The sequence below is a fragment of the Pseudomonas sp. GV047 genome (genome assembly GCF_003058245.1).
In the GTDB taxonomy this organism is placed as follows: Bacteria; Pseudomonadota; Gammaproteobacteria; order Pseudomonadales; family Pseudomonadaceae; genus Aquipseudomonas; species Aquipseudomonas marginalis.
In genome coordinates, this window is the sequence record NZ_QCWA01000006.1 from 490,752 (window position 1) to 514,252 (window position 23,501).

Sequence of the window (23,501 nt, forward strand, 5' to 3'; positions counted from 1 at the left end):
TGAGTTATGTTAATGCCTGAAAATAAAAAGCTGAACATTCTGGTGGTGACGCAATATTTTTGGCCCGAAAATATGCGTATCAATGATCTCGTCCGTGATTTTTCGGAGAAAGGCCACACGGTGACGGTGCTCACGGGGCTACCGAACTATCCTGAAGGCAAGGTGTATGAGCGTTACCAGGCCGAGCCGGAAAGCTTCAGTGAGTATTCCGGTGCGAGCGTAGTTCGCGTACCGCTCATACCTCGGGGCAAACGCAGCATCAACCTGATACTGAACTACCTTTCTTTTTTTACTATGGCTTCTACGCTGGGAGCCTGGAAGGTACGCGGTAAAAAGTTTGATGCAGTTTTCGTTTATGCGGTCTCGCCAATAATGGCAGCGATTCCTGCCTTGATAATTGGCCGTTTGAAAAAAGCACCAGTATTCATTTGGGTTCTGGATTTATGGCCTGAAACGCTTCGTGCTGTCGGGGTGTTGCGCCAGCCCTTGTTATTGGGATGTGTTGGGCGAGTAGTGTCGTGGATCTACAATCGAGCGGACTATTTGCTGCTTCAATCCCACGGTTTTTTTGAGAATGTGCAGCGTTATTGCACACGGGAAATCGAGCCGCGACGACTTGTCTATTTTCCAAGCTGGGCAGAGGACGATTTTTCCACGACCACGCCAACGCCCTCTACATTGCTTAAGCACGACCCATCGGTTTTTACCGTGCTGTTCGCGGGCAATCTGGGAGAAGCCCAGGATTTACCCGCTGTGATCGAGGCTGCCCAGGCTTTGCTGGGCACTGTAGCGGTGCGCTGGGTGATTGTGGGCGATGGTCGTATGAGTGATTGGCTTGCGGACCAGGTCAAGTCACATTGCCTGGACAATGTCCTGCTGCTGGGGCGCCATCCGTTGGAGGAGATGCCCGGCTTGTTCGCATGTGCTGATGCACTATTGGTCTCGCTAAAGACCAATGAAGTCTTCGAAAAAACCATCCCAGGCAAGGTTCAGGCTTACCTCGCCTCCGGCAAACCTATCCTCGGGATGATCAATGGCGAGGCGGCGCATGTTATTCAGGCTTCCGGTGCCGGGCTCGCGTGCCCATCCGGGGATGCGACTGCGCTGGCGCGTATTGCGCTCGAATTGGCGACCACCGATGAGAGTGAGCGCATTCGCATGGGCAGGTCTGGTCGTGAATACTATCTTGCCAACTATTCGAAGCCCACTCTCTTGGCTCGCCTGGAACAGCTGTTTCGTGATGCTACCTTGCGTAAAGGAGGACTGTGATGTCGCATTCTGTTTTTTTGACCGGGTCGACCGGTTTCGTCGGTGGTGCCGTAATGCGCCGCCTGATCAAGGATGGCGTTCGCGTCACTGCCGCAGTACGCAATGAATCCACTGTTATTAATAGCGATGTGGATGTCGTTCGATTTGATTCCTTCGGCGACGCAAACTGGCATTCAAGCCTAGCCGGCATCGACGCGGTTGTTCACTGTGCGGCACGTGTACATGTCATGAGCGATACCGAAGTTGATCCATTGGCGGCCTTTCGCAAGGTTAACGTGGAGGGTACCTTGAATCTTGCGGAGCAAGCTGCTCAAGCTGGCGTCCGACGCTTTGTCTTCATCAGCTCCATCAAGGTAAACGGGGAAGGGACTCAGCCAGGTAAACCCTACATGTCCGATGACAGGCCGAATCCGAGCGATCCCTACGGTATTTCCAAGCTTGAAGCTGAACAGGGACTGCTTGCATTGGCAGATCGCACCGCAATGGAAGTCGTGATTATCCGTCCGGTTTTGGTATACGGGCCGGGAGTCAAAGCTAACTTTTTGAACATGATGCGCTGGCTTGACAAGGGCATTGCGCTGCCCTTTGGCGCTATCGATAATCGCCGCAGTCTGGTGGCGCTGGACAATCTGGTGGATCTCATCGTCACGGCTATCAGCCATCCCGCTGCTGCAAACCAGGCATTTCTGGTGAGCGATGGTGAGGATTTGTCCACGACGCAGTTATTGCGAAGAACAGCGGCAGCGCTTGGGAGATCCCCGCGTTTGTTGCCTGTTCCCGCTTGGATGCTCAGCAGTTCCGCCAGGCTTGTTGGTAAAGGCGCCTTATCCCAGAGGCTTTGCGGCTCGCTTCAGGTTGACATCCAGAAGACCCAAACCTTATTGCAATGGACACCTCCAGTGTCAGTGGATGACGCGCTCAAGGCGGTAGCAACACAGTATATGAGTGATAAAAAACAATGACTAATTGGTGGCTTATAGCCGTTATCGGTCTTTTGTCGTGTCTTTTGACTGCGTTGCTGCGGCGCTATGCCTTAGCTCACAGCATTATCGATATTCCGATTGCGCGTAGTTCCCACTCTGTACCTACGCCAAGGGGGGGAGGGGTCGCCATAGTGGTGTCCTTCCTCTTGGCGTTGCCTTTGGTTGGATGGACACAGGAGGTGTCTTTTCCAACTTTGATGGCCGTGGGCGGAGCGGGAGCATTGATCGCGATAATAGGTTTCATGGATGACCACGGGCATATCGCCGCCCGGTGGCGTTTATTGGGGCACTTTTGTGCTTCGGCATGGGCGCTATACTGGTTGGGTGGTCTGCCTGAGTTAGCACTCTTTGGCCTGACAGTAAATTCAGGCTGGGTCGGCAGTGTTCTTGCCGCTTTCTATCTGGTATGGATGCTCAATTTGTATAATTTCATGGATGGAATCGACGGTATCGCTAGCATCGAAGCCATTTGTGCATGCTTGGGTATGTGCCTGCTTTACGCCTTGAGCGGTCATACAGGCCTGGTTCTACTACCACTTATTTTGGTGATGGCAGTGACAGGCTTTCTCTGCTGGAATTTCCCACCAGCACGAATATTCATGGGGGATGCCGGCAGTGGGTTCCTGGGGATAATCCTAGGTGTTTTTTCAATCCAGGCTGCTTGGGCATCTTCTCAGTTGTTATGGGCGTGGTTGATTCTTTTGGGGGTATTCATCGTCGACGCGACCTTTACGTTGATCCGCCGCCTTGTGCGGGGAGACAAGGTTTATGAGGCTCATCGCAGCCACGCGTATCAATTTGCCTCCCGGCGTTACGGCAGTCATTTGTCGGTTACGCTCGCTGTTGCAGGTCTGAATCTGTTCTGGTTGTTGCCGGTTGCGATATGCGTGGTCATGCTTGGGTTGGACGGTGCTGTAGGTGTAGTCATCGCTTATGTGCCTTTGGTTGCGCTGGCGGTCAAGTTTCATGCGGGCGAACTGGAAAAGGCTCGCGCTACGCAAGGCAGTGCCTGACCGCGCAGTCATAAAATACAGGAACGTTTTTAGGTGGACGAAGGGATTATGGATAGGTTACGGGCGATTCTGGTGGGATTGCCGCGTCGCAACAAACGGCTGATTCAAGTGGCTACCGATATTATGGTCGTTTGGGCTGCCCTTTGGCTGGCATTTATCGTGCGGTTGGGGATTGATGAGATGGTCACTCCTTTTCGCGACCATTTATGGTTATTTGTCGCTGCGCCCGTAGTCGCTATCCCGCTGTTTATTCGTTTTGGGATGTACCGTGCAGTTATGCGTTACTTCGGTAACGACGCCCTCATCGCAATCTTTAAAGCCGTAACGCTGTCAGCCTTGATATTGGGACTTGTGGTGTATTGGAACAGCAACCAGGCACACGTCGTCCCACGTTCGATTGTGTTCATTTACTGGTGGCTTAGCCTGATTATGGTTGGCGGGCTTCGTCTAGCCATGCGTCAGTATTTCCTCGGCGATTGGTTCTCCGCATCACAGCACGTGCCGTTTACCAGTCGGGAAGATGGCCTGCCGCGTGTCGCTATCTATGGGGCAGGTGCGGCTGGCAATCAACTGGTCGCAGCACTGCGGATGGGGCGTTTGATGCGCCCAGTCGCTTTTATTGATGATGACAGCAGTATTGCCGATCGGGTCATTTCTGGTCTCCAAGTCTACAAGCCCAAGCATATAGAGCGCATGATCGACGCTACAGGCGCGCAAGAAATCCTGCTGGCGATTCCCTCATCCAACCGAGGTCGTCGCCGTGAAATCCTTAGCTTCCTGGAAGGTTTTCCGCTGCACGTGCGCAGTGTTCCCGGATTTATGGACCTGGCCAGTGGACGGGTGAAAGTCGATGATATCCAAGAGGTCGACATTGTGGATCTATTGGGCCGTGACGCTGTTCCTGCTCAAGCCGAGCTCTTGGAGCTTTGTATTAGAGGACAATGCGTACTGGTGACCGGAGCCGGTGGTTCCATCGGTGCTGAGCTCTGTCGTCAGATCCTGTCTTTGCGTCCAACTACGCTGCTGTTGTTCGAACACAGCGAGTTCAATCTCTACAGCATTCTCTCTGAACTTGAACAACGCGTAACTCGGGAGTCGCTGCCTGTAAGGCTGCTACCGATCCTAGGCTCTGTGCGCAACCCTTCCAAGTTGTTGGACGTCATGAAGACGTGGCGAGTCGATACGGTTTATCACGCCGCGGCTTATAAGCACGTACCTATGGTCGAGCACAATATTGCTGAAGGTGTTCTGAATAACGTCATCGGCACGCTTAATACTGCGCAGGCGGCGCTGCAGGTAGGGGTGGCCAACTTCGTCCTGATTTCTACCGACAAGGCAGTGCGCCCAACCAATGTGATGGGAAGTACGAAGCGTCTAGCAGAGTTGACCCTCCAGGCTTTGAGTCACGAGTTGGCTCCGGTCATGTTTGGCGACAAATTCAACATCTCTCGGGTCAACAAAACCCGTTTTACCATGGTGCGCTTCGGCAATGTTCTGGGCTCGTCTGGATCTGTGATCCCACTGTTTCACAAACAAATCAAATCGGGTGGTCCCATCACGGTTACTCACCCAAAAATCACCCGCTATTTCATGACGATCCCTGAAGCCGCACAACTGGTCATACAAGCTGGTTCCATGGGGCAGGGCGGTGATGTGTTCGTACTCGACATGGGCGAACCCGTAAAAATCGTTGAGCTCGCTGAGAAGATGATTCACCTTTCCGGCCTGAGCGTGCGCTCCGAAAAAAATCCCCACGGCGATATCGCCATCGAATTTACCGGCCTACGCCCGGGTGAAAAGCTTTACGAAGAGTTACTAATCGGGGACAACGTAGTCGCGACCCAGCATCCCATGATCATGAGTGCCAATGAAGACCATCTTTCTTGGGAGGTCCTCAAGGGAAAATTGACCGAGCTATTAGCGGCAGTGGATGAGGACGACTACACCCGCGTCCGCCAACTCCTGCGCGACACCGTCAGCGGCTACTCCCCCGATGGCGAAATCGTCGATTGGATCTATCAGCAGCGCCGGCTCGAGCCTTGATTTAACACTCTGTTACTCAAGCATTTTTGACGAATCTCCAACATCACCTAAGTTTGAAAAGCAGCTTCGGAAAAGCTGCTTTTCCCTCATCAATGTCATGGAGCGTCACCAATGCAAAACACCTACCTCACCTCCCTAATCTTCGCCTTCCTCACGACCCTTTCAGTCACCACCACCGCAGCCCCGTCCATCAAACCCGAAGCTCCAACCCCTATCACCGCCCAGATGACCAAGGTCGAGCAGTCCACCAAGGTCAACCTGAACACCGCCGACGCCGAAACCCTGCGTCGTGACCTCTTCGGTATCGGTGCCGCTAAAGCCCAGGCGATCATCGCCTATCGCGAAAGCAATGGTCCGTTCACGGCGGTGGATGAGTTGTTGGAAGTGAAGGGGATTGGCAAGGCGCTGCTGGAGAAGAATCGCGATAGGCTGGCCATCAACTGATTCATCCAGGAGGCCGGTCATTGATCGGCCTTTTTGCCCTCCGGGTTCTGCGTTTTCAGGCGTTCGCGCACCACGGCCATGATCTGTCTTGCCAATTGAGGGTCTTCAACACTCCTGGCCAGTACCAATGCGCCCACCAGTGTCGACATCATCACCAGGCTCTCTGCATCGCAACGCTTCTCTCCCAATACCGTTTCTATTTGCTTGAGCCTAGCGTTGAGTACCTGGTCTGTAGTCGCACTGGGCTGGCCTCGGAGCCCCAGTTCTGAACACATCGTTGGCAGCGGGCAGCCCTGGTCCGGGGAGGTCAGGTGCCATTCCGACAGGTAACTGTCGATAAACGCGCCCAGTGGCTGCTCCTGGCTGAACAGCATGTCGCAATGGGCGCCCAGGTCTGCGGCGGCCGCCTGCAGGGCTGTCTCCACCAGTTCGCCCTTGGATTTGAAATGCGCGTAAAAGCCGCCATGGGTCAGGTTCAAGGCTTTCATCAGTGGCTGCAGGCCGGTGGAGTCGATGCCGTCGCGGCGAAAGCGCGCAGAGGCTTCCTTGATGATGCGTTGGTGGGTTTGGGCTTTGTGGTTATGTGAATAACGCATGGGGCAGCCTCGGTTACAGGCGGGCATTTTAACCAACTTGATCTTTTTTACACACTCGTCGGCATGCAGGGCGTTGGCATGAAATGTGATTACATCTAGACGGAAGATTGTTCAACAATCGTGAGGTGTCATGACGCTCAGTTTGTCTTTAGCCGACCAGATTGCCCTGGAGCTGCGTGCCGACATTATTGCGGGGCGGTTATTGCCAGGCATGGCATTGGTCGAGGTGGATCTGGTCAAGGCCTACAGTGCGTCGCGCAATACGATTCGCGAAGCCTTGCACCGTCTGGGGCAGGAGGGGTTGACCCGTTATGTGCGTAACAAGGGCGTCATGGTGCGGCGGTTGGAGCGGGAGGAAGTCCGCGACCTGTTTGTAGTCCGCCGTACCCTGGAGTTGCAGGCCATCGCCGGAAGCGAGGCCTTGACGCCCGAGCAATCCGAGCGCCTGCAAAACGCCATTGACGCCACCACCCTGGCCCGTGAGCGCGAGGATTGGCGTGCGGTGGCCACCCACAGTTTGCTGTTCCATCAGCACATCGTCGGGTTGATGGGCAGCCCGTTGTTCGATGAGTTTTTTGCCCAGGTCATCGCCCAGTTGCGCCTGGTGTTTTGCGCCGCGCCGGATGAGCAACGTTTCCAGTCGCCCTGGCTGGAGCGTGACCGTGAGATTTATCAATGGCTTGTCGAGCAGGACAATCCGGCGGCAGGGGAGGCGATGAGCCTGTACCTGGATGATTCGGAACGCCTGTCCTTGGCCCTGTTTACCCACCCCTGATCGAGGATCTGCATCATGTACAAAGACTATCCGGCCGCTTATCAGGTCAGCAAGGGTTCGGCGTTGCAGGTCGACGCGGCATTTTACGAGCGCATTCGTGACCGAAAAGATCAGCGCAGCTTGATCGAGCAGTTCGAGGTACCGATTCGCACGGGCAGGGCGTGGAAAGTGCCCGCCGGGCATGTGTTTCGTGTTACCACGCCCGTGGGCCCGCAGGTGGGGGACTTCAATGTGTGGAACGCCAATGACCCCCGCGAACGACTTTGGGCTGCACGTACCCGTCAGTTGCAGGGGGCGCATGTGAGCACTCATGACCGGCTATGGTCGAATCTGCCATTTCTAAGGCCACTGGTGACCATCACCGATGACAGCCTGGCCAGTTACGGCATCGATGAGCACGGCGGGCGTCTGCATGACTTGCTGGGGACACGGTGCGATCCCTATGTGAACCGCATGCTCACCGGCGAGGACTTCCATCACCATTGCCACTCCAACCTGACCCGCGCGGTATTACCCCACGGTCTGACGGAATTCGATGTGCATGACGTGCTGAATATTTTCCAGTGCACGGGCCTCAATCACGACGACATGTATTTCATGAAAGCCTGCCCGGCGCAGAAGGGCGATTACCTGGAGTTCTTTGCCGAGATTGATTTGCTCTGCGCGCTGTCGACGTGCCCGGGCGGGGATTTGTCGCTGCCGATGTGGGGCCCGGATGCGCAGGACCCGCTGACGGTGTGCCGTCCGCTGGGGGTGGAGATCTATCGGCTGGAGGACGAGTTGCTGGACGGCTGGAGCCAGCCGGAGCGTGCTGCCTATAAAGGGCAGCACGGGTTGCAGATTGCCAAGGCGGATTGGGAGTAAGCGGTCCTAGCGGTCCTGCGCGTCCTTGGCATCCGCCTGGGCGTTGCGTTCGGCCACGCGTTTGCGTTGTTCGTCGGTGAGTTCCACCTTGTTGGCGCTGTCACGCAGCATCATCAGCCCTCCGACGATCGACCCGATCGCAACCACCATAATCAACCACGCATACCACGGCATAAGGCTCTCCTTGAGGCAGATTACCGTCGGAGAATTTTCCCACGGCAATAACTACTTTGAGTGACGGGCTTTCTGAGTAGTTCAGTGTAGGCCCGTTCTGCCTCGAAACCTTAGAGCCCGGTCAACATTGCGTCTGCCGGTGCATCGGCACGATCCTGTGCGGTCATTTGGAAGTAGATGAAACCCACGGCCATAAAGCCGAGGAAGATCAGCCCGATCAGCGTGTTGAACCACGCCATGGCCACCAGGCAGACCACGGCCAGCGCCAGCGCAATGCCGGGCACGATCGGATAACCCGGCGCGCGGAAGGTACGTTCCAGCAGCGGTTCGGTCTTACGCAGTTTGAACAGGCTGAGCATGCTCATGATGTACATCACGATGGCACCGAACACCGCCATGGTGATCATCGCCGCGGTCAATGTCATGCCGCCCAGGTTGATCAGGCCATCGCTGTAGATGGCGGCGATGCCGACCACGCCACCGGCGATGATTGCCCGGTGTGGTGTCTGAAAACGCGATAATTTGGCGAGGAAGGAGGGCAGGTAACCGGCGCGGGCCAGGGCGAAGAACTGGCGCGAGTAGCCCAGGATAATGCCGTGGAAGCTCGCCACCAGGCCGAACAGGCCGATCCAGACCAGCATGTGCAGCCAGCCGGAGTTGTCGCCCACCACGGTTTTCATCGCCTGCGGCAGTGGATCGTTGATGTTCGACAGGGTGCGCCAGTCGCCCACGCCGCCGGCGAAGAACATCACGCCCATGGCCAGGATCACCAGGGTCAGGATGCCGCTGATGTAGGCCTTTGGAATGGTGCGCTTAGGATCTTTTGCTTCCTCGGCCGCCATGGCTGCGCCTTCGATGGCCAGGAAGAACCAGATGGCAAACGGAATCGCCGCAAACATCCCGGCAATCGCCGGGGCGCCGAAGGTATCGGAACCGGCCCAGCCGTTCAGGGCAAAGTTGCTGAAGCTGAACGCGGGCGCGACCACGCCCATGAACACCAGCAGCTCGGCGACGGCGAGCACGCACACCACCAGCTCGAAGGTCGCGGCCAGTTTCACGCCGAGAATATTCAGCCCCATGAACACGATGTAGGCACCGACGGCCGCATGCTTGGGGTCCAGGGCCGGGAACTGCACATTCAGATACGCGCCGATCGCCAGGGCGATGGCAGGCGGGGCGAAGACAAATTCGATCAGTGTGGCGAGGCCTGCGATCAAGCCGCCTTTCTCCCCAAAGGCGCGACGACTGTAGGCAAACGGCCCGCCTGCGTGAGGAATGGCGGTAGTCAGCTCGGTGAAACTGAAGATAAAGCAGGTGTACATCGCGGCGACCATCAGCGAGGTCACCAGGAAGCCCAAGGTCCCGGCCACGCCCCAGCCGTAGCTCCAGCCGAAGTATTCCCCGGAAATCACCAGCCCGACGGCAATGCCCCATAAATGCAGGGTGCCCAAGGTGGGTTTGAGTTGTGTGTTCATTGTGCTGCGCTCCCTGAACGGTTTGGAATGATTCAAGGTGTTGCAGCGGCCATGCCAGCCCGAGAATGATTGTCGTAAAGCGGCGCAACTGTCGTGTGGGGGATGGTTTGGCGTTTGAAATTTGCCGGCGTCGCACCAGTTAGGTGCGGCGGTGACGGTGCCGGCGCTATCGGGAGCAAGCCCCCTGCCATAGGTTGACTGGCGCTCGGCATGACAACGCGGTCAAGTGTGGGAGGGGACTTGCTCCCGATAGCGCCCGCCCAGACACCAAATACCCCCCCTGTAAACCCCGCATAAACCCACTCTTTACGCCATCTTTACGCCCCGCCCACCCCGTCGCTCTCGTTCCTTTACGCCACTCCTGCGGACAATTGCCCCACACGCGGCACTCGCCGCTAAACGGAGAGACTTCCATGAGCGTTCTGGACGGGGTGTCACTGCTATTGGCCGTGGCGCTGTTCATTTATCTGCTGGTTGCGCTGTTACGCGCGGATCGGAACTAGGAGCTGGCCATGCACAGTTATGACTATTGGCTGATCATTGCCTTCTTTGCCGTGGTACTGGTGCCGGCGCCGTTCCTGGGGCGGTTCTACTACAAGGTGATGGAAGGCCAGCGCACGTGGCTGAGCCCGGTGCTGGGGCCTGTCGAAAAAGCCTGTTATCGCCTGTCGGGGGGGGATGAACATCAGGAACAAAGCTGGCAGAAATACATGCTGGCCTTGCTCGCGTTCAACCTCGCGGGCTTTTTGCTGTTGTTCGCGATCCTGCTGTTCCAGGACTATCTCCCACTGAACCCGCAGAAATTGCCGGGCCAGGAATGGACCCTGGCCTTTAATACCGCGGTCAGTTTCATGACCAACACCAACTGGCAGTCCTACAGCGGTGAGGCGTCCCTGAGCTACCTCAGCCAGATGGCTGGCCTGACCGTGCAGAACTTCGTCAGTGCGGCCACCGGCCTGGCCGTCCTGGTCGCGCTGTGCCGTGGGATCGGGCGCAAATCCGCCAGGACCCTGGGTAACTTCTGGGTCGACATGACCCGCGCCACGCTCTACGGCCTGCTGCCGTTGTGCCTGGTGCTGGCGCTGTTCCTGGTATGGCAGGGCGTGCCGCAAACCTTCGCGCACTATGTGGATGCCGTGACCCTGCAAGGCGTGGATCAAGTGATCCCCCTGGGCCCGGCAGCCAGCCAGATTGCGATCAAGCAACTGGGCACCAACGGCGGCGGCTTCTTCGGCGTCAACTCGGCGCACCCGTTTGAAGACCCGACCGCCTGGGCCAACCTGTTCGAAGTGGCCTCGATCATCCTGATCCCGGTGGCGTTGGTATTCACCTTCGGCCACTACGTGAAAGACCTGCGCCAGAGCCGCGCGATCCTTGGCTGCATGCTGGCGCTGTTCCTGATCGGCGGCGCCACTTCCCTGTGGTCCGAATACCAGCCCAACCCGAGCTTGAACAACCCGGCCGTCGAGCAGACCGCACCGCTGGAAGGCAAGGAAGCGCGCTTCGGCACCACCGGCACGGTGTTGTGGTCGGTGACCACCACCGCGGCGTCCAACGGTTCGGTCAACGGCATGCAAGACAGCCTCAACCCCCTCAGTGGGATGGTGGCGTTGGTCAACATGATGGTCGGCGAAGTGATCTTCGGCGGCGTCGGCGCCGGTATGTACGGCATGTTGCTCAACGTGTTGATCGCGGTGTTCCTGGCCGGCCTGATGATCGGGCGCACCCCGGAATACCTGGGCAAGAAACTCCAGGCCAAGGAAGTGCAGCTGCTGGTCGTGACCCTGCTGGTGATGCCGGTGGGCGTGCTGGTATTGGGTGCCATCGCCGCGAGCCTGCCCGGCCCAGCCGGCGCGATCAGCAACCCTGGCCCTCACGGTTTCAGCCAGTTGCTGTACGCCTACACCTCGGCCAGCGCCAACAACGGCTCGGCGTTCGGCGGTTTCAGTGCCAACACGCCGTTCCACAACCTGATGCTGGGCCTGGGCATGTTGATCGGCCGCTTCGGCTACATCCTCCCGGTACTGGCCCTGGCCGGCAGCCTGGCGATGAAGAAGACCGCACCGATTGGCCAGAACAGCTTCCCGACCCATGGTCCGCTGTTCGTGACCCTGTTGACCGTGACTATTTTGCTGGTGGGCGGCCTGACTTTCCTGCCGACGCTGGCGCTGGGGCCCATCGCTGAACACTTGAGCATGGGCTTCTAAAAAGGGGATATGAACATGAATATGCCTGCAAAAAACGCGGCCCCGGTCAACACCCAGGAACCCGCCAAAACCGCCGTCTCGGCCCTGTGGCGCCCGGCGCTGGTCCAGGCGTTCGTCAAGCTGGACCCGCGCCAGCTGCAACGCTCGCCGGTGATGCTGGTGGTCGAGCTGACCGCCATCCTCACCACCGTGCTGTGCTTTGTGCCCGACACCGCCGTACCGACGTATGTGGCCGTGCAAATCGCCGTGTGGCTGTGGTTCACCGTGCTGTTCGCCAACTTCGCCGAAGCCTTGGCCGAAGGACGCGGCAAGGCCCGTGCCGACAGCCTCAAGGCCGGCAGCGAAGGCCTGAGCGCGCGGCGTAAGGAAGCCGATGGCAGCTTCAAGGTCGTGCCGGCCACCAGTCTGCGTAAAGGTGATGTGGTGCGTGTGGCCGCCGGGGAAATGATCCCCGGCGATGGCGAGGTCGTCGAAGGCATCGCAGCGGTCAACGAAGCGGCGATCACCGGTGAATCCGCACCGGTGATCCGCGAGTCCGGCGGCGATCGCTCGGCCGTCACCGGCAACACGCGGCTGGTGTCGGACTGGCTGCTGATCCGCATCACCGCCAATCCCGGCGAGTCCACCCTGGACCGCATGATCGCCCTGGTCGAAGGCGCCAAGCGTCAGAAAACCCCCAACGAAGTCGCGCTGGATATCCTGCTGATCGGCCTGACCCTGATCTTCCTGCTGGTGGTCGTGACCTTGCAGCCGTTTGCCCATTTCGCCAATGGCAGCTTGCCCCTGGTGTTTTTGGTCGCACTGCTGGTGACGCTGATTCCTACCACCATCGGCGGCTTGTTGTCGGCCATCGGTATTGCCGGTATGGACCGTCTGGTGCGCCTTAATGTGATCGCGAAGTCTGGTCGTGCCGTGGAGGCGGCCGGTGACGTGCATGTGTTGCTGCTGGACAAGACCGGCACCATCACCTTCGGTAACCGTCGGTGCGCGGCGGTGGTTGCGGCGCCTGGCGTCAGCGGCAAGGAAGTGGCCGAAGGTGCGTTGTTTGCCTCTTTGGCCGATGACACGGCAGAAGGCAAATCCATCGTCGAATACCTGCGGGCTCTGCACCCGCAGGCCGAGCCATCCCTGGATGAACTGACCGCGGTACCGTTCAGCGCCGAAACCCGCTTGTCCGGTGTCGACTACCAGGGTCGCGTGTTCCGCAAAGGCGCAGTGGATTCGTTGCTGGCGTTTATCGGCCAGCCACGCGGCGACCTGCAACCGGCGTTGGCACGGGAAATCGACAAGATCGCCCAGAGCGGCGGCACGCCCTTGCTGGTGTGTGCCGACGGCAAATTGCTCGGTGCGATCCACCTCAAGGACGTGGTCAAGCCCGGTATCCGCGAACGTTTCGCCGAGCTGCGCAAGCTGGGGATTCGCACGGTGATGGTCACCGGTGACAACCCGCTGACGGCCGCTGCGATTGCTGCCGAAGCCGGTGTGGATGACGTGCTGGCCGAAGCGACCCCGGAGAAAAAACTCGCGCGCATCCGTCACGAGCAAAACGACGGCCGCCTGGTGGCGATGTGCGGTGACGGTGCCAACGACGCTCCGGCACTGGCCCAGGCGGACGTCGGCATGGCGATGAACGACGGCACCCAGGCCGCCCGCGAGGCCGCCAATATGGTCGACCTCGACAGCGACCCCACCAAGCTGCTGGACGTGGTGCAGATCGGCAAGGAGTTGCTGGTGACCCGTGGCGCGTTGACCACCTTTTCCATCGCCAACGACGTGGCCAAGTACTTCGCGATCCTGCCGGCGTTGTTCGCCTCGATCTACCCGCAGTTGGGCGTGCTCAACGTGATGCATTTGCAGAGCCCCCAGAGCGCGATTCTCTCGGCCATCGTGTTCAACGCGCTGATCATCGTGGTGCTGATTCCCCTGGCGCTGCGCGGTGTGCGTGTGCAGGCCGCGAGTGCGGCGGCGTTGCTGCGGCGCAACCTGCTGATCTATGGCCTGGGCGGGTTGCTGGTGCCGTTCGTGGGCATCAAGGCGATCGACATGCTGCTGACCGCGCTGCACCTGGTGTGACCCGATGCCTGTGGGCGCCACCCCGGTGCCCACAGGTTGCAAAGACCGAATTGAGGAATTTGAAATGTCCAACATAATCCGCCCGGCCCTGAGCCTGCTGGTGCTCATGACCCTGATCACCGGCGTGGCCTACCCACTGGTGGTGACCGGCGTCGCCCAAGTCGCTTTCCCGGACCAGGCCAACGGCAGCCTGGTGCGCGATGCCAGCGGCAAGGTGCGTGGCTCCAGCCTGATCGCCCAGGACTTTACCGGTGACAGCTGGTTCCATCCGCGCCCTTCGGCGGGGGCCTTTGCGACGGTTTCCAGCAGCGCCAGTAACCTCGGCCCCAGCAACCCGGCCTTGGCCACCCGCGTGTTCGATGACGCGAACAAACAGTTGGTGCCCGGCCAGGGCCCGGTGCCTTTGGTGTCGCTGACTACCTCCGGCAGCGGTCTTGATCCACACTTGCCACCCCAGGCGATTGCCTATCAACTGGCACGGGTGGCTGCCGCGCGAAATGTGCCGGTGTCGACCCTGCAACGGTTGTTGGATGAACATATCGAAAGCCCGCTGGTGGGGCCGCCGGTGGTGAATGTGCTGGCGCTGAACATGGCCCTGGAAAAACTCTGAACCCTGTGGGAGGGGGCTTGCCCCCGATAGCAGAGTGTCAGTCAACACAGGTATCGACTGAACCACCGCTATCGGGGGCAAGCCCCCTCCCACATTGGATTTTCTCTGGGTCTGAACAATTGAAGGAAACCCCAGCATGAGCGACTCCGGCCGCGCCGATGCCCTGCTAGCCGATCTACCCCGGGACGGTCGTGGCCGGCTCAAAGTTTTCCTCGGCGCTGCGCCGGGTGTGGGCAAGACCTACGCCATGCTTCAGGCTGCCCACACCCAACTGCGCCAGGGCGTCAAACTGATCGCCGGCGTGGTTGAAACCCACGGCCGCGCCGAGACCGAAGCCTTGCTCAGCGGCCTGCCGCAACAACCGCTGTTGCGCAGCGAATACCGTGGCGTGATGCTCGAAGAAATGGACCTCGACGGCCTGCTCGCCGCCAAGCCCAAGCTGGTGCTGGTGGACGAACTGGCCCACAGCAACGCCCCCGGCAGCCGCCATGAAAAGCGCTGGCAAGACATTCAGGAACTGCTCGCCGCCGGCATCAACGTGTTTACCACGGTCAACGTCCAGCACCTGGAAAGCCTGAATGACCAGGTCCGCGGCATCACCGGTGTGCAGGTCCGCGAAACCTTGCCGGATTGGGTGCTGCAGGAAGCCGACGAACTGCTGCTGATCGACCTGCCGTCCCGCGAACTGCTCGAGCGTCTGCGCGACGGCAAGGTGTATGTGCCGGAGCAGGCCCGCGCCGCCATCGATGCGTTCTTCACCCAGACCAACCTGATGGCCCTGCGCGAGCTGGCGATGCAGACCGCCGCCGCCCATGTCGACGACGATTTGGCCCAGGGCTATCGCCAGCTCGGCCAGGCGGCGCCGGCGGTGCGCGGTCGTCTGTTGGTGGGCGTGGATGGCGATGCGCAGGCCGAACGCCTGGTGCGCCATGCCAGTCGCGTCGCCCAGCGCCGGCATTTGCCGTGGAGCCTGGTGCATATCGACAACGGCCGTGCGCGGGATGAGCAGGCCCGCCTGCGCCTGCAAAACGCCCAGCAACTGGCCGAGCGCCTTGGCGGCGAAGTGGTGCTGCTGCGGGCGGGGGAGGTGGCCAAGACCTTGATCCAGCATGCCGCCGAACGCCGTGCCAGCCTGCTGTTGGTGGGGCAGTCGCGAATGCGTTGGCGGCGTCGCCTGTTCGGTGGCGGCTTGGCGGCGCGCCTGTTGCGTAATGCCCGTGGCTTGGAAATCAACGTCCTCGACAGCGACGATGTGCCCGCAGCCCCACGCTTGCCGGATGTGCGCGGCCTGGTGTGGTTCGATTACGCCTTGGCCGTGGTTGCGACCCTCGTCGCCGCCGCTGTGGCCTGGGCCGTGGCAAGCGCACTGCCGTTGCCGAATATCTCGCTGGTGTTTCTTGCCGCCGTGTTGCTGGTGGCGGTGCGCAGCAGCCTGGGGCCGTCCCTGGTGTGTGCGGCGTTGTCGTTCCTGACCTATGACTTCCTGTTTATCCCGCCGAATTTCTCCTTCGCCATCCAGCGCGAAGAGGACGTGCTGACGCTGTTGTTCTTCCTGCTGATGGCGGCGCTCACCGGCAATCTTGCCGCACGCCAGCGCCGTCAGTTGCAGGCATTGCGCGACACCCAGGAAGAAACCGGCGAACTGCTCGACCTGTCGCGCAAACTCACCGCCGCCACCGACCGCCAGGCGGTGATCAGTGCCGCCGCCCACCATCTGGAAGGTTGGAGCGACCTGGATCTGTGCCTGGTCAATCGCGACGGCCAGGGTGGATGGAAGGTCGAGACCGGCGGCCCGCTGACCTTCACCGAAGCCGAACGGGCTGCGGCCGATTGGGCCTGGCAGCATGACCAGCCGGCAGGCATGGGCACCGGCACTTTGCCGTTCGGGCGCTGGTGGTGGTGGCCGTTGTCGGGCGAAGAAGGCCCGCTCGGGTTGCTCGGCGTCAGTGCCAAGCCGGGCCTGGAATTGAGCGGCCAACGCCGTCGCTTGCTGACCGCCTTGAGCCAGCCCCTGGCCCAGGCCCTGGCGCGGGCGCAGTTGGCCCAGGAGCTGGAATCCGCCCGTTTGCATGGCGAAACCGAGCAACTGCGCAGCGCTTTGCTGGCGTCGGTGTCCCACGATTTGCGCACACCGTTGACCTCCATGCGCGGCAGTATCGACAGCCTGCTGGCGCTCGGCGAAGCCATCCCCCTGGAGGATCGTCGCGAGCTGCTCGAAGGCACCCGCGATGAGGCCGAGCGCCTGGACCGCTATATCCAGAACCTGCTGGACATGACGCGACTGGGCCATGGCGCGCTGAAGCTGGCGCGGGACTGGGTGTCGCCCGGCGATATTGTCGGCAGTGCGCTCGGGCGCTTGCGCGCGGTGCTGGCACCGCTGCAGGTGAGCACCGATGTGCCGGCGGAGTTGCCGCTGCTCTATGTCCATGCTGCGTTGATCGAACAGGCACTGGTCAATGTGCTGGAAAATGCCGCGCGCTTTTCACCGCCCCACGGTCGATTGCAACTGAGCGCCGGCGTCTCGGATAACCGATTGTTTTTCGCCGTGGCGGATGAGGGGCCCGGTATTCCTGAGGATGAGCGGGCGAAGATCTTCGACATGTTCTACACCGCCGCACGCGGTGATCGAGGCGGGCAGGGCACCGGCCTGGGCCTGGCGATCTGCCAGGGCATGGTCGGCGCCCATGGTGGGCATATCAGCGTGGCCGATGGCATTGAGGGGCGCGGTACCTGTATCACGCTGTTCCTGCCATTGCCGACACAGCCTGGCCTGGAAGGCGAGGCGTGAGCTACCCTGTTTTCTCTTCGGATGTTGATTGGACGCCATGAGCCAGACCGCGACGATTTTAGTCATTGATGACGAACCGCAGATCCGCAAATTCCTGCGCATCAGCCTGGCCTCCCAGGGCTACAAAGTGATCGAGGCCGGTACCGGCAACGAAGGCCTGGCCCAGGCGGCGTTGAGCAAACCCGACTTGCTGGTGCTCGACCTGGGCCTGCCGGACATGGACGGCCAGCAGGTGTTGCGCGAGTTTCGTGAGTGGTCGACGGTGCCGGTGCTGGTGCTGTCGGTGCGGGCCAGCGAAGGGCAGAAAGTCGAAGCCCTCGACGGTGGCGCCAATGATTATGTCACCAAGCCCTTCGGCATCCAGGAGTTCCTGGCCCGCGTGCGCGCCTTGTTGCGCCAGGCGCCGGTGGGCGAGACCCAGGAAGCGGCGCTGCAGTTTGGCCCGTTGACGGTGGACCTGGCCTATCGCCGCGTGCTGCTGGACGGCGCCGAGGTGGCACTGACCCGCAAGGAATACGCGGTGCTGGCACAACTGGCGCGGCATCCGGGACGGGTGATCACCCAACAGCAACTGCTCAAGGACATCTGGGGCCCGACCCACACCGACGACAGTCACTACCTGCGGATTGTGGTGGGGCATCTGCGCCAGAAGCTGGCGGACGATCCGACCCAGCCGAGGTTTATCGTGACCGAGGCTGGAGTGGGGTATCGGTTGTTGAGCGCCTGAGGCGATCTGTCAGCCTCTCTGTGGCTCTGTGGCTCTGTGGCTCTGTGGCTCTGTGGTTCTGTGGGTTCTGTGGGTTCTGTGGTGAGCGGGCTTGCCCCGCGCTGGGCTGCGTAGCAGCCCCAAAACCAGGCCCAAAGGAGTACCTGACACTGCGCGCTCCTCATTGAGTGGGGCCGCTGCGCAGCCCAGCGCGGGGCAAGCCCGCTCACCACGGCTCTAGCGACACGGCTGTCTCAGCGCTGCTCACTCTCATAGCGATCCAGGGTATCACTGGCAATTTCCCGCCCAAGTGCGATCAACTCCGGCGCCTTGTAGAACTCGAAAAACCGGCACACCCGCTTCGGCACGTTGATCAGTACATCCGGCGGGTAGCCCGCGATCTTGTATTGCGCCAGCGAGGTTTGCATCACCTCGAAACTCTGGTTGATCAGATCCAGCAATGATGCAGGCCCGACGTTATCGATGATGAATGAACCGGTGGCCGACTTCGGCGCCCCCGGCTTTTCCGGAGCGGCGGCAGGTTGCTGGGATTCGGGTTCGGCCGACTCCAGCCACGGATTGATCTCGGCCGCCTGGGCCTGCAAGGCTTCCTGCTCAAGTTTCATCAACTGCTCGGCCTGCTTGCGGCGAAACGGCAGGTGCGAACCCAGTGATTTCGCCAGGCTGTTGAAGCGGCTCTTGAACGCCGGGGGGCGCTGGATCACCGGCAACTGGTAGTGTTTCTGGTTGGTGGCGTTGAGGTTGACCGCGATGATCAAGTCACAATGGCTCGACACCACCGGCACGATCGGCAGCGGGTTGAGCAGGCCGCCGTCCACCAGCATGCGGTTGCCTTGCATCACCGGGGTGAACAGGCTGGGAATCGCCGCCGAGGCGCGCATGGCCTGGTGCAGGCAGCCTTCCTGGAACCAGATTTCCTGCTGGTTGGTCAGGTCGGTGGCGACGGCGGTGTAGGGGATGCGCAGCTCTTCGATATTGATCTCGCCGACGATCTTGCGGATCTGCCCGAAGACCTTTTCGCCACGAATCGCCCCAAGGCGGAAACTCACGTCCACCAGGCGCAGCACGTCGAGGTAGTCGAGGCTTTCAATCCAGTTTCGATACTCGTCCAGTTTGCCGGCGGCGTAGATCCCGCCCACCACGGCCCCCATGGAGCAACCGGCGATACAGGCGATGTCGTAGCCGCGCCGTTCGATTTCCTCGATCACCCCGATATGGGCGTAGCCCCGGGCCCCGCCGGAGCCCAACACCAAGGCAACACGTTTCTTCATGGTCGATGTCCTTCATAAACGGGGGCCCACAATGCGCCTATTGTGGGGGCCGCTTCAATCTTGGTTGCGCCTGGCAATATTTTTCAAGAATAGCGCCCAGGCTCGGGTATGCTCTGGCAATAGGTACTACCGATTTCAGGCTAAGGACAAGGCACTTTTTCTTGTAGGCAACGTCTTACAGCGTACGACTGTTTTTCTTTATTTTGAGGTGTCATCGATGAAAGCCTGGATGTGTGTGCCTGTGATCATGTTGGCCCTGGCGGGTTGTGCCGGGAAAACCGCATACCGCGACAGCTGTGGCTCGCAATTGGATGCCGCCTGGAAAGAGCTCGACCTGGCCAAGGCCGAAGGTTTTGCCGGCACCGTCAGCTACTCCAAGGCCTTGTCGTTGTTGACTGGCGCCAAGACCCAGCAGCAATTCGAGGCGTTTGAAGGCTGCTCCAACAAGGCCGAAAAAGCGCGGTTCTATATTCGTGAGTCGCGCGCCGGGCGTTAACGTGCAGCGCAGAGTGGGATTTTTCATCTGAGAGTGAGGGCAGGATGTCAGCTTTGGTCGATCAGTTAGTCGCTCAGGTCATTGGCCTGGAAGTAGGGTTACTGAGCTGCCAGGCTCGCCTCGCTGCCGTCACCGATGATGAAGCCTTGCATGATCTGCGCACCACCGTGCGCCGCCTGCGCAGTCTGTTGCGTCCTTTGCGCGGGCTGCCGGGTGTGGAACAGCTTGAATTGGCCGCCGGCACGGTCGGCCAGTTGACGACGCCGCTGCGCGACCGAGAGGTGCTGGCGGCGTATTTGCATCAGCATGGTTATCACGAGGCCGCTGATCGACGCCTGCGCCTGCAACCCGACGCCTATCGCCAGGTGGCACAGGGCCCGGAAGTTGCCCATCTGCTGCTGATCCTTGATGCATTCCCGCGCTTTATCCGCGCCTCGGAGCACCAGAAATTGCTCAAGGGTTTGCGACCGCGCATTGAGAAGCGCCTGGCCAAGCAATGGCAGAAACTCGATCAAGCGCTGAAAGATCCAGACCATGATCGCCACCGTTTGCGCTTGTTGATCAAGCGTGTGCGCTATGCCGCCGAGGCTTACCCCCAGCTGGATAAGTTGCCCGCCAATGCCCTGCCACGCCTGAAGAAAGCCCAAGCGGCACTGGGTGATTGGCATGACTGCTGGCAATGGTTGGCCCAGGCCGAACATCAAGCCGATCTGCAGCCTTGCGTTGCGATATGGCATCGCACCATGGCCAAGGCCGAAGGGCAGGCGGATCGCGTGCTGGACAAACTCAGCGCGGATTGTTTCTAAAACGGTCCGGCTTTTGGCCGGAATAAGCGCTGTACCTTGGCTGCGCGCTGGTTAAGATCGCCCATCTGTTTCTTTTGATGTGAGGTCGCCATGCGCTTTAGTGATTTGCTCGACGCCGCCCGAAGCAACCCGCTGAATGTCACCATTCCCGCTGAATGGGCCCAGGGCCGTGCCACGTTCGGTGGCCTGGTTGCTGCGTTGCAATACGAAGCCTTGCGCGCCCAGGTGCCGACGGACCGCCCATTGCGCTCGCTTGCGATCACCTTCGTTGGCCCGGTCGCACCCGATGTACCCGCCAGCTATCAAGTCGAAGTGTTGCGTGAAGGCAAGGCGGTCAGCCAGTTGCTCGGCCGTGTTGTGCAGAACGGTGAGGTCGCGACCCTGGTACAGGCAAGTTTTGGCGCATCCCGCGAGTCGGAAAACGATGTGGCCAGCGAGCCGCCGCCGACGTTCAAGCACTGGGATGAGTGCCAGGAACTGCCCTATATCAAGGGCGTCACGCCTGAGTTCATGCGCCACCTGGCGATGCGTTGGAGCGTTGGCGGTTTGCCGTTTACCGGGAATAAATCCCGCGAGATGGGCGGGTGGGTTCGCTTGCGCGGGGATGTGAAGGAAGAACCGCTGACCGAAGCGCATATCCTCGCCCTGGTCGATGCCTGGCCCCCGGCGTTGCTGCCGCACCTGAAAAAGCCCGCTCCGGGCAGCACCCTGACCTGGACCATCGAATTCATCCAGCCGTTGCAGGAATTGACGACCCTGGACTGGTGCCAGTACCACGTCAGCATCGAACATGCGCGCGACGGCTACGGTCACGCCGCCGCCGCGCTGTGGAGCCCAACCGGTGCGTTGATCGCCCTCAGCCGCCAGACCGTGGTGGTCTTCGCCTGATCGTCAGTGACGGTGGCGCAGCCGCCAGGCACGCCACCAGCCACCGCTCAACACAAAGCGCGGGAACGTCAGGAACTGCTCGACCACCAGGCGCTGTACTGCGTCTTTACGATCACTGAACGGCTCACCGGCCTCGGCTTCCAGGCTATGGCCATGACGCTGCAACGCCAGGCCAGCGAGGATGCCGACTACGCCAATGGCGAAACTGGCCAGGCTCAGGCTGAACACTCCGGACACAATCAACAGAAACCCGATGATAAACAACGGCACGGCAATCAGGTGCAACGCCAGGTTGGTCGGGTGCTGATGGTTTTGCGGGTAGTTACGCCATTGCCAGGCGGGGAGATTGGGATGACGTTTGCCCATGATGGTGAACCCTCTGTCCGTTGAAATAACATGGGGAGAGTTTAGGTGGGGGTGGGCGGGTGGGCGAATTGGGGTTGGCTATAGCGCTCATAGTTTCTGTTATGTAAATCATCTAACCCTTTCTCCCATCTATTCTACAAAACTTATGCTGGCCAGCTATGATCTCCTGGTTCAGGACAATTTATATAAACTGACGGCCCAGCCATAGACAGCCACTTTGATTTAAATTCAATAGAGGCATTTTCTGATTTTGCGTTGAAAATAAAGTGCTCGTTTTCTCGCGTTATTTTCGCAATGAAAATTTCCCGGCGAGGAAGATTGGTTATCTGCAGGTTACTTATTGCGTTACAGGTTAGTCCAATCCTGCATGTGTTGTATCCTTTGTTCTCCCATTTTGGAGGTAAAAAATCTGGAAAGTCTGGTATGTCAAAACCAATGCTGAGAGAAGGTTGGTCGTTTTCTATCGTCAGAGAGTGTATATAAATCTCGCGAATTTCAATTGGACGACTGAACAATTTATTAAAAAATATGGTTCCTTCAAGATCATTCCAATGCTTCATTTTTTATCCTTAAATGGGTAGTGGTCTTTTGTTCCCGGGACTTTGCCGGTTCGCGGTGTATCAATTGGGCGTAGGTTGAAGTGAGAGCCTTGATCGCCTGCTCCGTTTTGAGCACCGAAATTATGCCCTGCTGAATGGTCTTGTATTAGTATTTTGGAGCCATCGGCTCTCGTATATTGGTAGACCCTCGTCTTAATCGGTTTTCCAGAATTATCTAAAATTGTTTTTTCATTTATATCTGACATTTTCACAGTGTTGTATTGTTTTTTTGCGCCAGAGCCAGCGTCGATAAATACATCGGGTTGTTGCGATGTCGGTATATTGGCGTCTCTTTTTGCTTCGCGGAATGCTCCTTTACGAGATACATAAGGTGCGTGAGGTTCAACAGGTATTGCGCAGGTTGGATTTTTCTTTACTACGCCGGTGCAACGGGCATTCAGTCCGAGTGGATCTACCCAACCCGTAGGGTTAGGCACGTACTGGTACGCGTTGATCCCACCCGCCAACTTCACCGGATCAGGCGTCAGGTAACACCCAATATCCGGATTGTAGTAGCGATGGCGGTTGTAGTGCAGTCCGCTTTCCTGATCGAAGTACTGACCCTGGAAACGCAGCGGGTTGTAGATTGTGCCTTTGTCGAGTCGGCTGATCTGGCCGTAGGCGCGGTAGTGGGCGGACCAGACGATTTCGCCCTCTGGGTCTGTCAGTTCCTGTGGCGTGCCGAGGTGGTCGAGTTGGTAGTGGTAGGGCTTGGTATCTTTTGGGCCGAATCCTTCCAGCAGGGCGAGTGGCCTAAAACTATCGGGTTCATAGAGATAACTGCGATGGCGATCCGCATGGTGCTCGGCAATCAGCCTGTCGCCTTGCCAGAAAAACTCCGTGGTGATGCCGTCCACGGTTTTGCTGATGCGCCGCCCAAACGGGTCGTAGCGGTAACTGGCGGTTTGGCCGTTGGGTTGGGTGATGCCGATCAGCCGATGCTGGCAGTCGTAGCGGTATTCGGTGACGAGTGCGTGCCCACGGCCACGCCGTTCGCGGATCAGGTTGCCGAAGGCGTCATAGTCGTAGTGGCG

23 protein-coding genes are annotated in these 23,501 nt (G+C 59.3%); 16 read left to right on the forward strand and 7 right to left on the reverse strand.

The features are described from left to right. Positions 1 to 12: 12 nt before the first annotated feature. The 5 genes from C8K58_RS18625 (at position 13) to C8K58_RS18645 (ending at position 5,752) form a co-directional block, all read left to right on the forward strand. Positions 13 to 1,269, forward strand: a complete 1,257-nt coding sequence (locus C8K58_RS18625) for a glycosyltransferase family 4 protein (RefSeq protein WP_108574045.1) — start codon at positions 13 to 15, stop codon at positions 1,267 to 1,269. Beyond that, positions 1,269 to 2,231: an SDR family oxidoreductase gene (locus C8K58_RS18630; protein ID WP_108574046.1), complete on the forward strand. Its 963-nt coding sequence runs from the start codon at positions 1,269 to 1,271 to the stop codon at positions 2,229 to 2,231. Before C8K58_RS18625 ends, C8K58_RS18630 begins: the two co-directional genes overlap by 1 nt. Next, a complete protein-coding gene (locus C8K58_RS18635; protein ID WP_108574047.1) occupies positions 2,228 to 3,265 on the forward strand; it encodes a glycosyltransferase family 4 protein in 1,038 nt (345 codons plus the stop codon). Before C8K58_RS18630 ends, C8K58_RS18635 begins: the two co-directional genes overlap by 4 nt. 45 nt (positions 3,266 to 3,310) lie before the next feature. Further along, positions 3,311 to 5,308, forward strand: coding sequence for a nucleoside-diphosphate sugar epimerase/dehydratase (locus C8K58_RS18640; protein ID WP_166655312.1), 1,998 nt, complete (start codon positions 3,311 to 3,313; stop codon positions 5,306 to 5,308). Between the two features lie 111 nt (positions 5,309 to 5,419). Further along, positions 5,420 to 5,752: a ComEA family DNA-binding protein gene (locus C8K58_RS18645; RefSeq protein ID WP_027604151.1), complete on the forward strand. Its 333-nt coding sequence runs from the start codon at positions 5,420 to 5,422 to the stop codon at positions 5,750 to 5,752. A gap of 17 nt (positions 5,753 to 5,769) precedes the next feature. On the opposite strand, the gene C8K58_RS18650 is transcribed toward C8K58_RS18645, so the two are convergent. After that, positions 5,770 to 6,348 (reverse strand): TetR/AcrR family transcriptional regulator, encoded by a 579-nt coding sequence (locus C8K58_RS18650; protein ID WP_108574048.1) that lies wholly within the window; start codon positions 6,346 to 6,348, stop codon positions 5,770 to 5,772. A gap of 130 nt (positions 6,349 to 6,478) precedes the next feature. Here C8K58_RS18650 and C8K58_RS18655 point away from each other — a divergent pair, with 130 nt between their 5' ends. Next, positions 6,479 to 7,123, forward strand: a complete 645-nt coding sequence (locus C8K58_RS18655; protein ID WP_108574049.1) for a GntR family transcriptional regulator — start codon at positions 6,479 to 6,481, stop codon at positions 7,121 to 7,123. Between the two features lie 15 nt (positions 7,124 to 7,138). Beyond that, positions 7,139 to 7,987: a DUF1989 domain-containing protein gene (locus tag C8K58_RS18660; RefSeq protein WP_027604148.1), complete on the forward strand. Its 849-nt coding sequence runs from the start codon at positions 7,139 to 7,141 to the stop codon at positions 7,985 to 7,987. A gap of 6 nt (positions 7,988 to 7,993) precedes the next feature. Here the strand turns inward: C8K58_RS18660 and C8K58_RS18665 are convergent, their stop codons facing one another. Both C8K58_RS18665 and eat read right to left on the reverse strand, forming a co-directional pair. Continuing rightward, positions 7,994 to 8,161: a DUF2897 family protein gene (locus tag C8K58_RS18665; protein WP_003172675.1), complete on the reverse strand. Its 168-nt coding sequence runs from the start codon at positions 8,159 to 8,161 to the stop codon at positions 7,994 to 7,996. Positions 8,162 to 8,271: 110 nt separating this feature from the next. Further along, positions 8,272 to 9,636, reverse strand: a complete 1,365-nt coding sequence (gene eat, locus C8K58_RS18670; RefSeq protein ID WP_027604147.1) for an ethanolamine permease — start codon at positions 9,634 to 9,636, stop codon at positions 8,272 to 8,274. Between the two features lie 413 nt (positions 9,637 to 10,049). Here eat and kdpF point away from each other — a divergent pair, with 413 nt between their 5' ends. The 6 genes from kdpF to C8K58_RS18700 all read left to right on the forward strand — a co-directional run bounded on the left by kdpF (position 10,050) and on the right by C8K58_RS18700 (position 18,041). After that, positions 10,050 to 10,139, forward strand: coding sequence for a K(+)-transporting ATPase subunit F (gene kdpF, locus C8K58_RS18675; protein WP_003218754.1), 90 nt, complete (start codon positions 10,050 to 10,052; stop codon positions 10,137 to 10,139). 9 nt (positions 10,140 to 10,148) lie between these two features. Further along, the gene (gene kdpA / locus C8K58_RS18680) at positions 10,149 to 11,843 is read left to right on the forward strand and encodes a potassium-transporting ATPase subunit KdpA (RefSeq protein ID WP_108574050.1); all 1,695 of its coding nucleotides are present in this window, start codon (positions 10,149 to 10,151) and stop codon (positions 11,841 to 11,843) included. Positions 11,844 to 11,858: 15 nt separating this feature from the next. After that, complete coding sequence (kdpB, locus tag C8K58_RS18685; protein ID WP_371921653.1) at positions 11,859 to 13,916, forward strand: potassium-transporting ATPase subunit KdpB; 2,058 nt, start codon at positions 11,859 to 11,861, stop codon at positions 13,914 to 13,916. Between the two features lie 64 nt (positions 13,917 to 13,980). Further along, positions 13,981 to 14,526 carry a potassium-transporting ATPase subunit KdpC gene (gene kdpC / locus C8K58_RS18690; protein ID WP_027604144.1) on the forward strand — a complete coding sequence of 182 codons (546 nt, stop codon included), beginning with the start codon at positions 13,981 to 13,983 and terminating at the stop codon, positions 14,524 to 14,526. A gap of 136 nt (positions 14,527 to 14,662) precedes the next feature. After that, positions 14,663 to 17,314: a sensor histidine kinase KdpD gene (locus C8K58_RS18695; protein ID WP_092359063.1), complete on the forward strand. Its 2,652-nt coding sequence runs from the start codon at positions 14,663 to 14,665 to the stop codon at positions 17,312 to 17,314. A gap of 37 nt (positions 17,315 to 17,351) precedes the next feature. Next, positions 17,352 to 18,041 carry a response regulator gene (locus C8K58_RS18700; RefSeq protein WP_027604142.1) on the forward strand — a complete coding sequence of 230 codons (690 nt, stop codon included), beginning with the start codon at positions 17,352 to 17,354 and terminating at the stop codon, positions 18,039 to 18,041. Between the two features lie 233 nt (positions 18,042 to 18,274). On the opposite strand, the gene C8K58_RS18705 is transcribed toward C8K58_RS18700, so the two are convergent. After that, positions 18,275 to 19,312 carry a patatin-like phospholipase family protein gene (locus tag C8K58_RS18705; RefSeq protein WP_065947440.1) on the reverse strand — a complete coding sequence of 346 codons (1,038 nt, stop codon included), beginning with the start codon at positions 19,310 to 19,312 and terminating at the stop codon, positions 18,275 to 18,277. Positions 19,313 to 19,529: 217 nt separating this feature from the next. On the opposite strand from C8K58_RS18705, the gene C8K58_RS18710 reads away from it, so the two are divergent. The 3 genes from C8K58_RS18710 to C8K58_RS18720 all read left to right on the forward strand — a co-directional run bounded on the left by C8K58_RS18710 (position 19,530) and on the right by C8K58_RS18720 (position 21,502). Continuing rightward, the gene (locus tag C8K58_RS18710; RefSeq protein ID WP_003172685.1) at positions 19,530 to 19,808 is read left to right on the forward strand and encodes a hypothetical protein; all 279 of its coding nucleotides are present in this window, start codon (positions 19,530 to 19,532) and stop codon (positions 19,806 to 19,808) included. Between the two features lie 44 nt (positions 19,809 to 19,852). Continuing rightward, positions 19,853 to 20,614 (forward strand): CHAD domain-containing protein, encoded by a 762-nt coding sequence (locus C8K58_RS18715; RefSeq protein ID WP_065947441.1) that lies wholly within the window; start codon positions 19,853 to 19,855, stop codon positions 20,612 to 20,614. A gap of 90 nt (positions 20,615 to 20,704) precedes the next feature. Then, positions 20,705 to 21,502: an acyl-CoA thioesterase II gene (locus tag C8K58_RS18720; protein WP_108574051.1), complete on the forward strand. Its 798-nt coding sequence runs from the start codon at positions 20,705 to 20,707 to the stop codon at positions 21,500 to 21,502. Positions 21,503 to 21,505: 3 nt separating this feature from the next. Here C8K58_RS18720 and C8K58_RS18725 read toward each other — a convergent pair whose 3' ends face one another. From C8K58_RS18725 to C8K58_RS18735, 3 genes are all read right to left on the reverse strand, one after another. After that, positions 21,506 to 21,868 carry an Mpo1-like protein gene (locus C8K58_RS18725; RefSeq protein WP_027604139.1) on the reverse strand — a complete coding sequence of 121 codons (363 nt, stop codon included), beginning with the start codon at positions 21,866 to 21,868 and terminating at the stop codon, positions 21,506 to 21,508. A 143-nt stretch (positions 21,869 to 22,011) separates the two neighbouring features. Further along, positions 22,012 to 22,428: an Imm50 family immunity protein gene (locus tag C8K58_RS18730; RefSeq protein ID WP_081744390.1), complete on the reverse strand. Its 417-nt coding sequence runs from the start codon at positions 22,426 to 22,428 to the stop codon at positions 22,012 to 22,014. Further along, on the reverse strand, positions 22,425 to 23,501 hold a 1,077-nt coding region (locus tag C8K58_RS18735), incomplete at its 5' end, for an RHS repeat-associated core domain-containing protein (RefSeq protein ID WP_178087834.1). The genes C8K58_RS18730 and C8K58_RS18735, both read right to left, overlap by 4 nt.

What these genes read in the sequence shown, in the direction of transcription:
- C8K58_RS18630 (WP_108574046.1), top strand. Translation starts at nt 1,269, where the DNA reads ATGTCGCATTCTGTTTTTTTGACCGGGTCGACCGGTTTCGTCGGTGGT.
- C8K58_RS18625 (WP_108574045.1), top strand. Translation starts at nt 13, where the DNA reads ATGCCTGAAAATAAAAAGCTGAACATTCTGGTGGTGACGCAATATTTT.
- C8K58_RS18635 (WP_108574047.1), top strand. Translation starts at nt 2,228, where the DNA reads ATGACTAATTGGTGGCTTATAGCCGTTATCGGTCTTTTGTCGTGTCTT.
- C8K58_RS18710 (WP_003172685.1), top strand. Translation starts at nt 19,530, where the DNA reads ATGAAAGCCTGGATGTGTGTGCCTGTGATCATGTTGGCCCTGGCGGGT.
- C8K58_RS18655 (WP_108574049.1), top strand. Translation starts at nt 6,479, where the DNA reads ATGACGCTCAGTTTGTCTTTAGCCGACCAGATTGCCCTGGAGCTGCGT.
- C8K58_RS18705 (WP_065947440.1), bottom strand. Translation starts at nt 19,312, where the DNA reads ATGAAGAAACGTGTTGCCTTGGTGTTGGGCTCCGGCGGGGCCCGGGGC.
- C8K58_RS18660 (WP_027604148.1), top strand. Translation starts at nt 7,139, where the DNA reads ATGTACAAAGACTATCCGGCCGCTTATCAGGTCAGCAAGGGTTCGGCG.
- C8K58_RS18730 (WP_081744390.1), bottom strand. Translation starts at nt 22,428, where the DNA reads ATGAAGCATTGGAATGATCTTGAAGGAACCATATTTTTTAATAAATTG.
- C8K58_RS18650 (WP_108574048.1), bottom strand. Translation starts at nt 6,348, where the DNA reads ATGCGTTATTCACATAACCACAAAGCCCAAACCCACCAACGCATCATC.
- C8K58_RS18700 (WP_027604142.1), top strand. Translation starts at nt 17,352, where the DNA reads ATGAGCCAGACCGCGACGATTTTAGTCATTGATGACGAACCGCAGATC.
- C8K58_RS18715 (WP_065947441.1), top strand. Translation starts at nt 19,853, where the DNA reads ATGTCAGCTTTGGTCGATCAGTTAGTCGCTCAGGTCATTGGCCTGGAA.
- C8K58_RS18645 (WP_027604151.1), top strand. Translation starts at nt 5,420, where the DNA reads ATGCAAAACACCTACCTCACCTCCCTAATCTTCGCCTTCCTCACGACC.
- kdpB (WP_371921653.1), top strand. Translation starts at nt 11,859, where the DNA reads ATGAATATGCCTGCAAAAAACGCGGCCCCGGTCAACACCCAGGAACCC.
- C8K58_RS18695 (WP_092359063.1), top strand. Translation starts at nt 14,663, where the DNA reads ATGAGCGACTCCGGCCGCGCCGATGCCCTGCTAGCCGATCTACCCCGG.
- kdpF (WP_003218754.1), top strand. Translation starts at nt 10,050, where the DNA reads ATGAGCGTTCTGGACGGGGTGTCACTGCTATTGGCCGTGGCGCTGTTC.
- kdpC (WP_027604144.1), top strand. Translation starts at nt 13,981, where the DNA reads ATGTCCAACATAATCCGCCCGGCCCTGAGCCTGCTGGTGCTCATGACC.
- C8K58_RS18720 (WP_108574051.1), top strand. Translation starts at nt 20,705, where the DNA reads ATGCGCTTTAGTGATTTGCTCGACGCCGCCCGAAGCAACCCGCTGAAT.
- eat (WP_027604147.1), bottom strand. Translation starts at nt 9,636, where the DNA reads ATGAACACACAACTCAAACCCACCTTGGGCACCCTGCATTTATGGGGC.
- kdpA (WP_108574050.1), top strand. Translation starts at nt 10,149, where the DNA reads ATGCACAGTTATGACTATTGGCTGATCATTGCCTTCTTTGCCGTGGTA.
- C8K58_RS18725 (WP_027604139.1), bottom strand. Translation starts at nt 21,868, where the DNA reads ATGGGCAAACGTCATCCCAATCTCCCCGCCTGGCAATGGCGTAACTAC.
- C8K58_RS18665 (WP_003172675.1), bottom strand. Translation starts at nt 8,161, where the DNA reads ATGCCGTGGTATGCGTGGTTGATTATGGTGGTTGCGATCGGGTCGATC.